Origin of the sequence: Streptomyces sp. NBC_00569, from assembly GCF_036345255.1 — a bacterium.
Taxonomy (GTDB): Bacteria; Actinomycetota; Actinomycetes; order Streptomycetales; family Streptomycetaceae; genus Streptomyces.
Genome location: NZ_CP107783.1, coordinates 9,549,436 through 9,564,550, shown reverse-complemented (window position 1 = coordinate 9,564,550; position 15,115 = coordinate 9,549,436). Strand labels below are relative to the sequence as shown.

Below are 15,115 nucleotides of genomic sequence, written 5' to 3'. Positions count from 1 at the left end.
GTCGAGCGGCTCGGATCAGCGCGGGGACGTCTCGGGCATCTGCCGGCGCAGGTACATCCATGAGGACGCGACGACGATGACGGACAGGACGAGGGCGACGGCGGAGCCGTACCCGACGTGGAAGAGCCGGAAGGACTCGCGGTACATGGTCAGGGCCAGGGTCTCGGAGGAGCGGGCTGGGCCGCCCTGGGTGAGCACCCAGATCATGTCGAAGGCCTTGAGGCTGTTGACGATGGCCATGCCGATCACCACCACGCTCACGGACCGCAGTTGAGGCAGCGTGATGTGGCGGAACATCCGCCATCCGGTGGCGCCGTCCAGCTCGGCCGCCTCGACGGTCTCCCGCGGGATGGCGCTCAGGCCGATGGCGAACAGGACGACGTTCAGTCCGGTGGCCTGCCAGGTGCTGGCCACGATCATCGAGACGGTGTTCTGCGGCCATTCGAGAAGCCAGGGCCGTACCAGCGAGTCCAGGCCGAGGCCCTGCAGCACCTGGTTGAGCGAGCCCTCGGAGGTGAGGATGAACTTCCACAGCACGGCGGTCGCGGCACCTGAGATCGCACACGGCAGCACGACAACCAGCTGCGCGATCCGTCCGAAGCGCATCCGGTGCGTCGCCACGGCGATGGCGAGACCGGCCACGACGGGCAGCAGGAGCGTGCCTGCCACCCACATGACGGTGTTCAGCAGCGACCGGCCGAAGATCGGATCCTCGGCGAGCCGCACGTAGTTGTCGAGGCCCGTGTAGTGGCTCGTGAAGCCGTTGTCCTCGAAGAGGCTGCCGTAGACGCTGCGGAAGAACGGATACACGAGCAGCACACCGACCAGGAGCAGTGCGGGCAGCGCCCAGGGAAGACCGCTGAGGGGGCCTCCCAGCCGGCCGCTGCCACGGGCCCTCCCTTTCGCCTGATGCGGTGTACGGGCAGGGATCCGGCGTCGCGCCGCGGGTGCCGTCGTCAGTCCGGCCGCCGGGGGCACGCCGACAGTGTCCGTCATGAGCCTTCCGCCTCCTTCCACACCGTCCAGGCCTCGTCGGCCCGGCCCTGCATGGTCCGCAGCACCTGTCGGTACGAGGACGGGTCGATCAGGAATCCCGCCAGGTCGTCGACCGTGGACTCGACCAGCTCGGGCGGCCCGAGTTCCCAGAAGCGATTGAGCAGGCGGGCCTTCTTCTCCCGCACCGTCGTGGCCACCCCGTCGATGATCGTGTTGGCGGGCGGCACCGTCGGGTTGGGGCAGCCGTCCTGCAGCGTGTGCGAGAACGCCTTCATCACCTGCGGGTGCGGCCAGGCACCGGCGGCCCGGTAGGCCTCGTCGCGGTCGGGCCCCTTGACCGTGCAGACCAGGGCACTGGTCTCGAAGACGGTGGCGGGGCGGACCCGGGTGTTCTGCATCGGCAGGACGAACGCGTCGACGTTCTTGCCCGGCTTGCCGCCGACGCCCGCGAAGGTGCCGCCCAGCCAGCTCCCGCAGGGCACCATGCCGACCTTGCCGTGCACGACGCCCGCGGCGGCCGCGGCGTGGTCCATGTCCATCGACGTGAACCAGTCCTTGTCGAAGAAGGACGCGATGGTGCGCAGGGCCCGTTCGGCGCGCGGATCGGTGTAGCGGGCCCGCCCGTTGAGGAGGTCCTCGTAGAACTGCGGGTCCTGGCGGCTGAGGATCTCCTGGAACCAGATGAACGCCGGCCACCGCCCCGCAGTGGTGCCGTGCAGCGGTGTGACGCCGGCACTCTTGAGCCGGCCGGCGATGTGCAGGAAGTCGTCCCACGTCTCCGGCTTCGTCAGGCCGTTGGCACGGAAGACCTCGGGGTTGTAGAAGAACACGTAGTAGGCCAGGTTCATCGGAAGGCCGTAGACGCGGCCGCGGTAACTGACCGCGGAGCGCAGCGCCGGGTCCACCCAACCCTTGCGGGCCGCGCTCGCCCAGTGGACCGACAGGTCGACGATGCCGCCGGTGCGGGCCAGATCCTGCAGGCGGTAGCCGGACCAGTACTTGAGCATGTCCGGTGTCTTGTTGGTACGCAGCGAGGACTTGACGACCTGTTCGAAGGACTCCAGGGACGGGATGACCTCAGGAACGAGTTCGAGGCCGTCGATCGAGCGCATCGCCTCACCCGCCGCTTCGAGGGGCGCGACCCATGACGGGTTGTCCCCGTGCAGGGCCACCTTGCCGGGCGGCTGTCCGGCGGCGGTGCCGCACGCGCTGACCAGTGGCGCCGCGACGGCGGCGGAGGTGCCGGCCACGGCCGCACGAAGGAGCGTGCGGCGGCTGGGGAAGGTACGTCCGGTGGACGTTCGAGCGGGTCCGATGGGCGGGTGACGGCCTGTCATGGGGCGGCTCCCTCAGGCTGCTGACCAAGATCGTGGTATCGTTAACATCCGTCTCGGGGAGCTTGGCCCCGGGTCCCGGTCGATGTCAATGGCCGCGTCGCATCCAATCCTTGAGAAGCTCCCCGGCATGCGGTGGGTACCAACGACCACGGCCGGCGCCCTCACCGCCTGGCTCCACCCTGTCCGCCCACTCTCGGCCAAGGCGCCGGCACCAGCACCTTCACCAGTGCCAACTGCGGGCGATAATCGACCGATGAGCGCCATCGAACGCCCCATGCCGCCCCTGAACGCCGACGAGCGCATCACGCTCGAGAGCTGGCTCGACTTTCACCGCAGCACGCTGGCGATGAAGTGTGAGGGCCTGGACGATGAGCAGGCCGCTGTCGCGCCGGTGCCACCGTCCGGCTTCACCCTGACGGGCCTCGTCCAGCACATGGCGGAGGTGGAGCGGAACTGGTTCCGCCGAGTGTTCGCCGGGGAACAGGTCCCGCCCATCTACGATCCGCAGGCCGACCCGTCCGCCCCCGACGGTGGCTTCGCGCTGGCTGAGGGCGCAACCCTGGGGGACGCCCTCGCTACCTGGCACACGGAGACGGCCCGAGCGCGCGAGCTCTGCACCGAACGCGCCCTGACCGACACCGGCTGCTTCATGGACCAGGCCGTCAGCCTCCGCTGGATCTACGTCCACATGATCGAGGAGTACGCCCGCCACAACGGCCACGCCGACCTGCTTCGGGAGCGGATCGACGGCGCCACCGGGGTGTAGCTCCGGAGCGGGCGCACCGCCTCCCCCTCTCCGCAGGCGCCCGCGAAGGGGGTCGAACCGGCTCCCGCGACTCGACGAGGCCCAAAGGGTGTCCGGCACCGACCAATGGCCCGGTGCCGGACACGACCAGATCAATCACTCCGGCGGCACCTTGGGCCCCTGTCGCCGGTACGCGTCTCCAGCGCGGCAGCTGACGTCGCCCACGGTCTACACCGTGGCCCCGGCGACCCCCTGGTCCGCACCCCGGCAAAAAGCACCCCGCCACTGTCCAGCACGCCGGGCCGACCCCGCACGCTCCCGGTCGACACGGCCGCATGGTGCGGCACACACGAGGCGCAGGGAACACGGCGGCCCCCTACGGCAGAGTGTCACGCGAGAGCGTTCAAGTGGCAGCGTCTCGGCCAACTCCCGTTCCGTTTCTCTTTTTTGTGGACAAAGCATGGACGCTCCGCGACCCCATCCCTACGCTGAGCGTCGCTCGACCACAGAAGTCTGCGTTACCCACAGCGGAAGCACGCAGGAGGAAGAGTGACGCCACGCCCCGTGCACTTGTCCCGCTCCAGACGTCGCGGCGCCCGAAGAGCCACCGGGCTGCTGCTCACCGCTCTCCTCGGCGCCGGCCTGGTCGCCCCGGCGCCGTCCGCGGCCGATGACGATCCGCGGCCGTTCGCGGATCTGCCCCCGCAGGAACCGGGGGTGACCCTGCGCGTCTTCGACATCCAGTCACCGCTGAGCAAGCTGTGCGATCTCAAGCCCGCGCAGACTCCGAATGTCGACAAGCTGATCCCCACCGCCGACTGGACCTCCACGGAAGGCTTCGGGTTCAACGACAACTTCGTCTCGCAGATCATCGGCAATCTGAACGTGCCCGAGGCCGGCTCGTACAAATTCCGGCTGATCAGTGACGACGGTTCGCGGCTCTTCCTCGGCGAACAGCAGGTCATCGATCACGACGGGCTGCACGGAGCCGAGCCCAAGGACGGCGAGATCACCCTGAACGCCGGCTATCGGTCGCTGCGCATCGACCACTTCGACGCGGGCGGCGGTCAACAGGTCACCCTGCAGTGGAAGCCGCCGGGAGCAGATGAGTTCACCACCGTGCCGAACTCCGTGCTGAGCACGGACGCCGGTGTCGTACGCGTGACGGCGCCCGGCCGCAAGGAGTGCGAGGGGACGTACGACACCCCCGGCGACGGGCTGCCGCTGACCGAGGTCAACCCCGGTTACAAGCTGACCGATCTGCGGCCCGAAGGCTTCGAGCCGCAGGTCTCCGCGATGGACTGGCTTCCCGACGACCGCCTCGCGATCACCACCTGGGGCGGCAGCACCGAGACGAAGGGCGAGGTGTACCTCCTCGACCACGTCACCGGGGACACCGGGCCCGACAAGGTCACGTACAAGAAGATCGCCGACGGGCTCAAGGAGCCGATGGGCATCAAGTACGTGGACGGGAAGCTGTACGTCTCCGAGAAGCATCAGCTGACCGAGCTCGACGACACCGACGGCGACGACGTCGTCGACCGGAAACGGAAGATCGCCGAGTGGCCGTACGGCGGGAACTTCCACGAGTTCGCCTTCGGTCTGCTCTACGACAAGGGCGACTTCTATCTGAATCTCTCGGTCGCGATCAACTACGGCGGAGCGAGCACGGATCCGCAGCCCGCGCCGAACCGCGGCACGACCATCAAGGTCAACAAAAGGACGGGCAAGGTCAGTTACCTCGCCGGCGGTCTGCGTACCCCGAACGGGATCGGGCGTGGCCCGGGTGACGATCTGTTCGTCGCGGACAACCAGGGCGGTTGGCTGCCCGCGTCCAAGCTGGTGCACATCAAGCAGGACCGGTTCTTCAACCACTACATGAACCCGGACGGTCCCTTCGACGACCAGCCCGTCACCAAGCCGGCGCTCTGGCTGCCGCAGAACGAGATCGCCAACTCACCCAGTACGCCGATGCAGTTGAAGAAGGGGCCGTTCGCCGGACAGATGGTCTTCGGCGACGTGACCTACGGCGGTCTCCAGCGGGCCGACCTGGAGAAGGTCGCCGGCGAGTACCAAGGTGCGGTGTTCCGGCACACACAGGGCCTCGAGTCCGGCATCACCCGGATCAGCACCGGGCCCGACGGCGCGATCTACACCGGCGGGCTCGGCGCCGACGGCAACTGGGGCCAGGAGGGCAAGCTCCGCTTCGGACTGCAGAAGCTGACGCCGACCGGGCGGACCGCCTTCGACATCAAGACGATGCGCGCCACCCGCGACGGCTTCGAACTCACCTACACCAAGCCCCTGTCCGAGGAGACGGCGACCAAGCTGACCAAGGGCGCGTACTCCGTCGAGCAGTGGCGCTATGTGCCGGCACCCGCGTACGGCGGACCGAAGGTCGACGAGGAGTCGCTGCCGGTCACGTCGGCGACGCTCTCCGACGACCGCCGCAAGGTCCGGCTCACCATCCCCGGCCTGAAGCCGGACCGCGTGGTGCATGTGCGCTCACCCCGCCCGTTCTCGTCGTCCGAGGGCGAGCAGCTGTGGTCGACCGAGGCTTGGTACACGCTGAACGCCAAGCCTGGCCCCGAGGAGCCGGTCACCACTTACGACGCCGAGTCCGCGAAGCTCTCCGGCAGTGCCGGCATCGACACTGAGCACGCCGGCTACACCGGCGGAGGCTTCGTCGACGGCTTCGGCGAGCAGGGGGCGAAGGCGACCTTCGGCGTCACGGTCGACCAGAAGGGCACGTACGACGTCGGCCTGCGCTACGCGAACGGCCCGCACCCCGCACCCGGCACCAAGACCGTCAGCGTCATCGTCAACGGCGGTGAACCGAAGCAGACGAGCCTGCCGTCCACGGGCGAGTGGAACCGCTGGTCCACCAAGACCGAGCGGCTCGAACTGCGCAAGGGCCGCAACACGATCACGTACGCCGTCGGGTCCGGTGACACCGGTCATGTGAATCTCGACGCGCTCGACGTGCGCCGGCCCGGCGCCCGGATCGACCTGTTCTCCGGCGGGAGCATCTCCACCGCCTGGCAGCACTCCGACGGTCGCAGCGCGGAATGGCCGCACACCGCCGAGAAGTCCATGGAGGTCTGCTGCGGCGACCTGCGCACGAAGCAGCACTTCCAGGACTTCAGGCTGCACGTCGAATTCCGGGTGCCGAAGCTGCCGGACGACGTGACCGGGCAGAACCGGGGCAACAGCGGGGTCTATCTCCAGGAGCGTTACGAGGTACAGATCCTCGACTCGTTCGGTGTGGAGAAGCTCGCGAACAACGAGGCGGGGGCGATCTACCAGAAGAAGGCCGCCGACCTCAACGCGTCCACAGCGCCGGAGACTTGGCAGACGTATGACATCACGTTCCGCGCGGCCCGCTTCGGCGCGGACGGCAAGAAGACGTCCGACGCCAGGGTCACGGTGTTGTGGAACGGCAAAAAGGTCCACGACAACGTGGCGGTCGACGGCCCGACGGGCGCGGGCGACCCGGAGTCCGCGGCAGCGGGGGCGATCCGGCTCCAGGACCACGGGAACAAGGTGCGATTCCGGGATGTGTGGGTGGAGCCGCTGTCCTGACGCGATTGCTTCCCCGTGGCACTCTGCCGACGGTCCGGTGCACCGGGCCGTCGGCAGTTGGCCGGCCGCCGCCCCGGACGGGCGCGGCCGATCACGACGTTCACACCGTGGCCGCCCGCGCCCTCTCCGCATCCGCCGGATCCCAGCCCGCGCGCGGCACCGAGGCGAGCAGCAGCCGCGTGTACGGGTCCCGTGGAGCGGCCAGGACGTCGGCCGTCCTACCCTGTTCGACCACGGTGCCTCGGCGCATGACCACGACCTCGTCCGTGATGTGCTGGACGACCGCCAGGTCATGGCTGACGAAGACCAGGGCGACCCCGGTGTCGCGGCGGATCTCTTCGAGCAGGAGCAGGATCTGTGCCTGGATCGACACGTCGAGCGCGGCCACCGCCTCGTCGAGGACCAGCACCTCGGGGTCGACAGCCAGCGCCCGCGCGATGGCGAGCCGCTGGCGCTGGCCGCCGGACAGGCCGTGCGGCCGGGCTCCCGACTCACGTGCGCCGAGGCCTACTTGTTCCAGGAGTCCGTCGGCGAGGGACTCGTCCCGGCCGTGCAGGCGCAGGGCCGTGGTCAGGCACTGGCGGGACGTGAGCCGGGGGTCCAGGGACACGTACGGGTCCTGGAAGACCATCTGGATCTCGCGGGCCCGCGCGAGGCGTGCCCGGCTGCCGCGCGGGGTGCGTGGTGTGCGGGTCCGGCCGGAGACGGAGACGGTGCCGGCGTCGGGCCGTACGAGGCCCACGAGCATGCGCGCGACGGTCGTCTTGCCGGATCCGGACTCGCCGACGATGCCGAGCGAGCCGCCCGCCGGGACGGTGAAGGTGACGCTGTCGGCTGCGGTGAGACGCCCTCCGCCCGGCAGGCCGTACGTCTTGCGCAGTCCTTCCACCGCCAACAGCGGTGCGTCCTGCGGTACTTCGGCGGTCATCGGACGCTCCTCTTCAGTGGAGTCGGGGCAGGGCCGGGGGTTCGGGCAGTCGGCGGCAGGTCGCGCTGCCCCCGTCGGACAGGGGTGACGGCTCGGGCGACCAGGTCGAGCACGCCGGTTCCGCGTCGGCACAGCGGTCCGCGAACTCGCAGCCGCCGAACGTGTCCGCGAGGGACGGCGGGCGCCCGGGGATCGGGCGCAGGTCCCGTCGCCCCTCCCCAAGCGTCGGCGAGCAGGCGAGCAGTCCCTTCGTATAGGGGTGGCGTGGCCGGTCGAAGAGCTGGGTGGCGGGCTGTTGCTCGACGACTCTGCCCGCGTACATGACGTACACGCGGTCGCAGTACGCGGCGGCGAGGTGGAGGTCGTGCGTGATGAACAGGAGGCCGAGGCTCCGGTCGGCGCGCAGGGTGCGCAGGAGCGAGAGGATTTCCGCCTGGGTGGTGACGTCCAGGGCGCTGGTCGCCTCGTCCGCGAGCAGCAGCCTGGGTTCGGCTGCGAGGGCGCCGGCGATGACGACCCGCTGGAGCATGCCTCCGGACAGTTCGTGCGGGCGCTGGCGGGCCCGGCGTTCGGGGTCGGAGAGGCCGACGGTGCCGAGGAGTTCGACGGCCCGGGTGCGGGCCGTCTTCCTGTCGAGGCCGGTTCCCGTCAGCCGTTCGACGAGGAAGTCGCCGACGCGGCGGACCGGGTTGAGGGCGGAGCGCGGGTCCTGGTGGACCATGGCGACCGTACGGGAGCGGTGGTGGCGCAGGTCGTCGCCGGTCAGGGCGAGGACGTCCGTACCGTCGACGCGTACGGATCCGGATATGGCTGTTCCGTCGGGCAGTGTGCGCAGAGCCGCCTTGGCGGTGGTGGACTTGCCCGAGCCGGACTCGCCCACCAGGCCGACCACTTCGCCGCTCGCCACCTGGAGGGAGACGCCGTTGAGGACGGGCCGGGCGGTGCCGGGCAGTTGCAGGGTGAGGTTGTCGATGTCGAGGAGCATGGCTACTTCCTGCTGCCGAGTCGGTCGGCGGCCCAGACCCCGACGACGTTGAAGGACACCACGACGAGGGCGATGGCGAAGCCCGGTACCAGCGCGGGCAGGAGTGCGCCCTGGACGACGGCGGCCTGCCCCTCCTGGACCATCAGTCCCCAGTCGGAGCTGGGCGGCTGGGCGCCGAATCCCAGGTAGGAGAGCGTGGCCAGGGACATCAGGGCCTCGCCGAAGAGGACCACCAGATAGCCGACGACGGACCGGCCGAGGTTCGGGACGAGGAAGCGGGCGCAGATCCGTGCGCCGCCCATGCCCAGGACCCGGTAGGCGTCGATGTACGGCTTGCGGCGCTCGGCGAGCGCCACAGAGCGGGTGTACTTGGCGACGGTCGGGGTGTACGCGAGTCCGAGGGCCAGCACGGACGTCGTCATGCCGGAACCGAAGACAGCGATGATCAGGACGGTGAACAGGAGCCCGGGGAAGGCGTACATGACGTCGGTGAGGCGGGAGACGAGGGTGTCCACCCAGCCGCCGCGCCAGGCGGCGAGCGTGCCGAGGGTGACGCCGAGGACTGCCGCGATGGCCAGCAGCAGGATCGGGGCGATGAGGCTGGTGCGGGCTCCGTACAGGACTCGGGAGAGCAGGTCCTGCCCGGAGGAGTCGGTCCCGAGGAGATGGTCGCCGCTCGTGCCGACGAGGGACGCCGAGAGGTCGATGGTGTCGGGTGCGTACGGGGCGAGCAGAGGGGCGAGGACCGCGGCGAGTACGACGAGGGTCATCACGCCGCCCGCGACGACGACGCCGAAGGGGCGCCGTTCCTTTGCGGGTTCCAGGCCGATGGGTGCGAGGGTCTGGGCGCTCATGCTGCGGCCTCCTTCACCCGCGGGTCGAGCAGCGGGTGGACCAGGTCGACGAGGGTGGTGACCACGATGTAGCCGGTGACCATGAGGAGGAGGACGGCCTGTGCGACCGGGAAGTCATGGGTGTTGATCGCGCCGACGAGCAGTGATCCGACGCCGCTGATCCCGAACGCCGTCTCGACGACGACGGTGCCGGCGAGCATGCCCGCCATGACGAGACCGCACATGGTGACGATCGGGCCGAGCGCGTTGCGCAGGACGTGCCGGAGCACGATCTCGCGTTCGGGGATGCCGGAGGCACGAGCGGCCTCCACGTGGTCGGCGGCACCCGCGTCGACCATCGACTGTCGCGTGACCCGGCTGATCAGGGCGAGCGCGCCCAGGGCGAGCGAGAGGGCGGGCAGGGTCAGATGGTGGAGGCCGCCGGCGAAGCCATCGCCGCTGCCGGACACCGGGAACCAGCCCAGCTGCACGCCGAACAGGGCGACCAGGGCGATGGCCGAGACGAACGAAGGCACCGACGCGGCGAGTGTCGTGCCGCCGACGACCGCCGAGTCGATCCAGGTGCCGCGGCGCACGGCGGCGAGGATTCCCGCGCCGACGCCGAGGACGACGAAGAGCACGGTCGCGTAGGCGACGAGGGCGAGTGTCGTCGGGAAGCGGGCTGCGACCAGGTCGGCGACCTGGTCGCCGTACTTGAAGGAGCGACCGAGGTCGAAGTGGAGACAGTCGCCGAGCCAGCGCCCGTACTGCACGACGAGCGGCTCGTCGAGGTGGTACTGCGCGCGCACCAGGTCGAGCTTTTCGGGGGTGAGCTTGTCGCGGCCGCCGGCCAGGAAGACGGCAGGATCGCCGGGTGCCGCGTACACGGCGGCGAAGATGACGAAGGAGGCGGCGACGAGGGTGGCGAGCAGTCCGGCGAGGCGCCGGGAGATCCGGGCAAGCATCGGTGGTCAGCCCTTCTTCGCGCCGAGTTCGGCGGCCCACGGGTAGTAGAGGTACGCCATGGAGGCGGGCGGTCCGGTGAGCTTCGTGTTGAGGACGAGGACGGAGGGGACCTGGGCGACGGAGATCCACACGGCGGCGTCGGTGAACTTCTTCTGGACGTCGACCGCGAGCCTGGCCCGCTCGGCGTCGTCGAGGGTGGCGAGTGCCTTCTTCACCTCGCTGTCGTACGCCGCGTCCTTGAAGCCGACCCAGTTGTTCGAGGAGTCGGACAGGGCGTTGTCGTAGAAGCCCATCGGGTCGGCCTTGGAGATGTACCAGTCACCGGCCAGGACGTCGATGTCGGCGCGAGCCTGCGGGTCGCTGTAGAACTGCTCGAACTGCGAGGTCGGGACCGTCTTGATCTGCCCCTTGAGGCCGATCCGCTGGAGGGCGGCGCGCACGGCGTTGGCGATGACGGTGCGGCCCTGGCTCGCGTCCGTACCGATCACGATCGGGGTGGCGGCATCGGCCCCGGACTCCTTCACCAGGTGCTTGGCCTTGGCGAGATCGTCGGCGGAGGGGCTGGCGGGGGCGTAGTCGACGGCCTTCTGGGCGGCTTCGAAAGCGGGCTTCTCGTAGCCCCAGGCGCCGGAGCCGACCGGGGTGCCCCAGGGCTGGACCATGCCGCCGTAGCCGGACGCGGCGATGCCCTTGCGGTCGAGCGCGAGGGACAGCGCCCGGCGGACCTTGACGTCCTTCAGTCCGCCGCGCTCGGTGGGGATGAGGACGAGCGACGCGGTCGAGGGGCCGTAGTGCTGCTCGATGCCCTTCTTGCCCTGGAGGGCGGCGGCGGTGTTGGGCGATTCGGCGTACGCGCCGTCGGCCGCGCCGGTCGTCAGGGCGTTGACGAGGGCGCTGTCGGCGGCCCAGCGGAAGGTGACCTGCTTCGTCAGCGGCTTCCTGCCCCAGTAGGAGTCGTAGCGGCGGATGGTGAGGGAGTCGCCGGACTTCCAACTGCTCAGCTCGTACGGCCCGGTGCAGGCGTCGGGCTGTCCGGGGGTGCCGAAGTCCTTGCCGGCCTTCTCGACCTGCTCCTTGTTCCACACGATGCCCGCGTCGCCCGCGAGTGCCTTGAAGAACATGGCGTCCGGCGCCTTGAAGGTGATCGTGACCTGGCGGGCGCCGGTCTTCTTCATCGCGGCGATGTTGCCGAACTCGTCGCCCTGTTCCATGTCGGGATCGGCGTGCCGCTTCAGGCTCCACAGCACGTCGTCGGCGGTCATCGGGGTGCCGTCGTGGAAGGTGACGCCGGAACGCAGGGTGAGGACGAGGGTCTTGTCGTCCGGCGTCTTCGCCTTCTCCGCCAGGAGGGGCTTGGTCGACATGTCGGGCTGCAGTTGGTAGAGGCGTTCGCAGACGTTGGTGAGGACGACGCGGCCCGCGCTGGTGCCCTGGGTGTCCAGGTCGAGCGAGTCCGGCTCGTCCTCCAGGAGCCAGTTGGCGTTGGCCAGTTCACCCTTGGCGGCGGTGGTCGTGGGGGTGAGGGTGAGCTTGGCGGCATCGGCGGTCGCGGAGCCGCCCGCGGTGTTCCGGGTGGCGCCGCTGCAGCCCGCGGCCGTGGCGATCGTCGCGACGACGAGGCCTGCGGCCACGGCCGCCCTTCTTCTGGAACTGGTGTGGGTCATCGCTGATTTCCTGTCAGTTCTGGCCGAACGGGCCGTCGTAGAGGTTCCAGGGGAGGTGCTGGTACTCGCGGTCGCAGGGGGTTCCGGCAGTCACGTGGTAGTCGCCGGTCGTCAGGTCGGCCAGGGAGGAGACGAGCGTGGTCCAGTGCTTGACGGCCGGCTGCCGGGGGTCCGGGTGGGTGCACAGGGACTCAGGGAGACCGAGGTGATCCGACATGGCGTGGCGGATGATCTTGCGGGATTCGTCGGGCCCCGTGGAGCCGCGCAACGCCCTGAGACCCTGCTCGGCGCGCGGCACGCGGACCAGGGAGTCGGACGACATGGGCCGGTAGCCGGCGGCGGCCAACTGGGCGGGGACGCCTGCCTGGTAGTGGTTGCCGTGCACCAGCAGGCCCTCGGTCGGATACATCCAGCCGTGTCCCGCGGGCGTGGTCTCCAGGTCGATGGCGAAGCCCTCACGGCAGGTCAGCAGGGCGTTGCTGGCGATGTGGGCACGGGTGCGGCAGAGCACGTCAAGGGCGTCGGTGATGTTGCTCTGGTCGAGGACACTGCGGCGCACGACGGTCTGGAGCAGTCCGATCGCGTCGTCGAAGCGGCCGCCGAGGCCGTTGGCGTTGAAGGCGATCCCGGCGGAGTTGGCGCCCTGGCGGCCGATCTGGCCGGCCTCAACCTGCATGATCAGAGTGGGTTTGGGGGGCTGGACGATCCGGATCATGACGACGGTGTCCGCGACCCCGGCGCGCCAGTCCCAGTTCTGCCCGGCGTAGACGTGCCCGTCGCCGCTGGCCTCACCGTAGGCGGCGAAGGAGGTGCAGCCCTCGGCGGGCTCCTCCTCGGCCGCCCTACCGTCGGCCTCCATCTGCGCGAAGGACTTGTCGTAGATGACCTCGCCCCGTGCGTTCAGGGCGAGGACGTCGAGCAGGCCGACTCCCGCGCCGTCCGCGATGCCCTGCATCTCGTCGACCAGATGGGGTGCGTAGTCGCGCACCGGTTCCAGCCAGCGGGCGGCGCGGGCGGTGACGCGGTCCCAGGTCAGTCCGGCGGACTGGCCGAAGGCCTCCTCGTAGTAGCTGAGGGCGGCGTGCAGTTGGGGCCGCACGGCCTCACCGTACTGCCGGCCCCGGTCGAGCGGGCTGCCGGAGATCTCGATGACCGGAAGGGCCCGGGTGGGGGCGGTTTCCGTGGGACGGGGTGTCATTGTTCTCCTCGCGACGGAGCGCTCCCGAACGACGGCGGAGGAACGAAGGATCCTGTAACGTCGATTTCAGAAGGAGCTCCACTTGGAACGTTCTGCCCAGGACAGTAACGCCAACCACACGGAAGTCAATGGTCGTAATGGAAATTACAGAGGACGGGACCGGCGCGACGCGACTCCGGGCGGCGATTCGCGACCAATGGGAGGAACTGTCCACCTCTGAGCGTGCCGTGGCCCAGTACCTGGCCGGCGCTCCCGTCGAACAGCTGCTCTTCGCCAGCGCGCAGGAGCTGGGTACGGCGAGCTCCACCAGTAACGCCACCGTCGTCCGGGCACTCCAGCGCCTCGGCTACGCGGGTCTGCCCGCCCTCAAGCGCGAGCTGGCCAACGACTTCACCCACGCCGTCGCCCCAGAGGTCCGCCTCAAGCAGCGCATCGCTCACGTGGGCCGGGACCTCGCCTCCATCTGGACCGACGTGTTCGACGAGGCCCGCGAGCGCATCGACCAGGCCCAGCGCCTCACCGAGCCGGACTCCCTCAAGCGCGCGGTGACCGCACTCGCCGAGGCGCGCGAGGTGTTCTGCTACGGAATCGCCGCCTCGGAACCGGGCGCCCGCCACCTGGCCCTCGCACTCGGCCGCATCGGCCGCCGGGCCCGATTCGTCTCCGAGACCGGCTTCGCCCTCGCCGACCAGCTCCTCGCCCTCGGGCAGGGCGACGCGGTGGTCATCTTCCAGCCCGGCCGCCAACTCGTCGAACTCACCGTGATGATGGAACGGGCCCGCGCGGTCGGCGCCAAGGTCGTCCTGGTGACGGACGAACTGGGCGAGACTTACGAGGACCAGGTCGAGGCGGTCCTGACGGCGCCGCACACCCCGACCGGCATCACGGCGGAGTCACTGACCGGCCTCCTCGTCGCCGACGCACTCCTGCTCGCGCTCGCCACCCTCGACGAGTCCCGCGCGGTGGACTCCTCCCACCAGCTCACGGCACTACGGGAACAACTGCTGCGACCGAAACGGCGGGGTTGACCGGTACGCACTCTCCGGCCGACGCCCGGCCGACCGGAGCCGGTGTCGCCAGGCCCCGCGCCGTACGGCGTCCGCAAGCCGATCAGGCGCGGTCCCGGATTCCGAGCAGCGTGCAGCCGGCCGGAGCGCGACAGGGACCGTGGCGGCGCGCGCCGGGCCGCCACCTCACATCGTGGCCCCGGGCCCGAACGTCTGCCCCAGCGTGAGGTCGACCCGGTCGCCGTCCAGCAGGTGCCCCTCCTCGACGAAGTCGTGAGTGATCACTCCAACTGCGCCGGTGTCTGGACCAGGCGGTTATCGCACGAGCCGGGTCAGCACGGCAGGACCGTCCGGGTCCCGCGCACCTTCTCCTCGGTGCCCAGCTGTGCGGTTTCCCGCCACGGCACAGCGCCTCCCGCAAGGAACTCGAGTTCCTGTTTCACGACATGTCTTCCTGATCGGCGACTGCGCAGCGCATCGTCGCGCAGCCGTCACAACTCCTCTTACCGTTCCGGCCCACGGCAATCCGCACACCATGAACGACGTCCTGAAGACCGAGTGGGGCTTCGACGGCGCCGACGCTGCGTCGTCAACGACTACACCGGCGTCGCTGAACTCATCGCCCACGGCTACGCGGAGGACGGCGCGGACGCGGTACGCCTCGCCCTCAATGCGGGTCTGGACATGGAGATGGTCTCCACCCATGTCGTCAACCACGGCACGGAACTACTCGCGCAGGGCCGCATCGCGATGGACCGAGTGTACGACGCGGTGGCGCGCATCCTTCAAGTCAACTACCCGGTCGTGAACGAGTCGTGAACGACCGGGCTTGCTGCTCGAGTCATCACTGGCTGTGATGGGTTCGGCTGCGTCC

12 protein-coding genes are annotated in these 15,115 nt (G+C 69.7%); 4 read left to right on the top strand and 8 right to left on the bottom strand.

What is annotated here, in order from left to right:
- Positions 1 to 15: 15 nt before the first annotated feature.
- The gene (locus tag OHO83_RS43175) at positions 16 to 996 is read right to left on the bottom strand and encodes a carbohydrate ABC transporter permease (RefSeq protein ID WP_266680774.1); all 981 of its coding nucleotides are present in this window, start codon (positions 994 to 996) and stop codon (positions 16 to 18) included.
- Positions 993 to 2,246, bottom strand: coding sequence for an ABC transporter substrate-binding protein (locus tag OHO83_RS43170; protein WP_330280657.1), 1,254 nt, complete (start codon positions 2,244 to 2,246; stop codon positions 993 to 995). The genes OHO83_RS43175 and OHO83_RS43170 overlap by 4 nt, the downstream gene beginning before the upstream one ends.
- 340 nt (positions 2,247 to 2,586) lie before the next feature.
- On the opposite strand from OHO83_RS43170, the gene OHO83_RS43165 reads away from it, so the two are divergent.
- Both OHO83_RS43165 and OHO83_RS43160 read left to right on the top strand, forming a co-directional pair.
- Complete coding sequence (locus OHO83_RS43165; protein ID WP_266680770.1) at positions 2,587 to 3,099, top strand: DinB family protein; 513 nt, start codon at positions 2,587 to 2,589, stop codon at positions 3,097 to 3,099.
- Between the two features lie 528 nt (positions 3,100 to 3,627).
- Positions 3,628 to 6,660 carry a family 16 glycoside hydrolase gene (locus OHO83_RS43160; protein WP_330280656.1) on the top strand — a complete coding sequence of 1,011 codons (3,033 nt, stop codon included), beginning with the start codon at positions 3,628 to 3,630 and terminating at the stop codon, positions 6,658 to 6,660.
- Between the two features lie 100 nt (positions 6,661 to 6,760).
- On the opposite strand, the gene OHO83_RS43155 is transcribed toward OHO83_RS43160, so the two are convergent.
- Genes OHO83_RS43155 through OHO83_RS43130 form a run of 6 tightly spaced genes read right to left on the bottom strand, consistent with a single transcriptional unit; the run spans position 6,761 to position 13,234 of the window.
- The gene (locus OHO83_RS43155; RefSeq protein ID WP_330280655.1) at positions 6,761 to 7,588 is read right to left on the bottom strand and encodes an ABC transporter ATP-binding protein; all 828 of its coding nucleotides are present in this window, start codon (positions 7,586 to 7,588) and stop codon (positions 6,761 to 6,763) included.
- A gap of 13 nt (positions 7,589 to 7,601) precedes the next feature.
- A complete protein-coding gene (locus OHO83_RS43150) occupies positions 7,602 to 8,573 on the bottom strand; it encodes an ABC transporter ATP-binding protein (protein ID WP_330280654.1) in 972 nt (323 codons plus the stop codon).
- A gap of 2 nt (positions 8,574 to 8,575) precedes the next feature.
- Positions 8,576 to 9,427 carry an ABC transporter permease gene (locus OHO83_RS43145; protein ID WP_266680762.1) on the bottom strand — a complete coding sequence of 284 codons (852 nt, stop codon included), beginning with the start codon at positions 9,425 to 9,427 and terminating at the stop codon, positions 8,576 to 8,578.
- The gene (locus tag OHO83_RS43140; protein WP_330280653.1) at positions 9,424 to 10,371 is read right to left on the bottom strand and encodes an ABC transporter permease; all 948 of its coding nucleotides are present in this window, start codon (positions 10,369 to 10,371) and stop codon (positions 9,424 to 9,426) included. The genes OHO83_RS43145 and OHO83_RS43140 overlap by 4 nt, the downstream gene beginning before the upstream one ends.
- A gap of 6 nt (positions 10,372 to 10,377) precedes the next feature.
- Complete coding sequence (locus OHO83_RS43135) at positions 10,378 to 12,036, bottom strand: ABC transporter substrate-binding protein (protein WP_330280652.1); 1,659 nt, start codon at positions 12,034 to 12,036, stop codon at positions 10,378 to 10,380.
- A gap of 13 nt (positions 12,037 to 12,049) precedes the next feature.
- Positions 12,050 to 13,234 (bottom strand): C45 family autoproteolytic acyltransferase/hydolase, encoded by a 1,185-nt coding sequence (locus OHO83_RS43130; RefSeq protein WP_266680756.1) that lies wholly within the window; start codon positions 13,232 to 13,234, stop codon positions 12,050 to 12,052.
- A 137-nt stretch (positions 13,235 to 13,371) separates the two neighbouring features.
- Here OHO83_RS43130 and OHO83_RS43125 point away from each other — a divergent pair, with 137 nt between their 5' ends.
- Positions 13,372 to 14,262, top strand: coding sequence for a MurR/RpiR family transcriptional regulator (locus OHO83_RS43125; protein WP_266680754.1), 891 nt, complete (start codon positions 13,372 to 13,374; stop codon positions 14,260 to 14,262).
- A 537-nt stretch (positions 14,263 to 14,799) separates the two neighbouring features.
- The gene (locus OHO83_RS43120) at positions 14,800 to 15,060 is read left to right on the top strand and encodes a glycoside hydrolase family 3 N-terminal domain-containing protein (RefSeq protein ID WP_323187151.1); all 261 of its coding nucleotides are present in this window, start codon (positions 14,800 to 14,802) and stop codon (positions 15,058 to 15,060) included.
- Positions 15,061 to 15,115 lie beyond the last annotated feature (55 nt).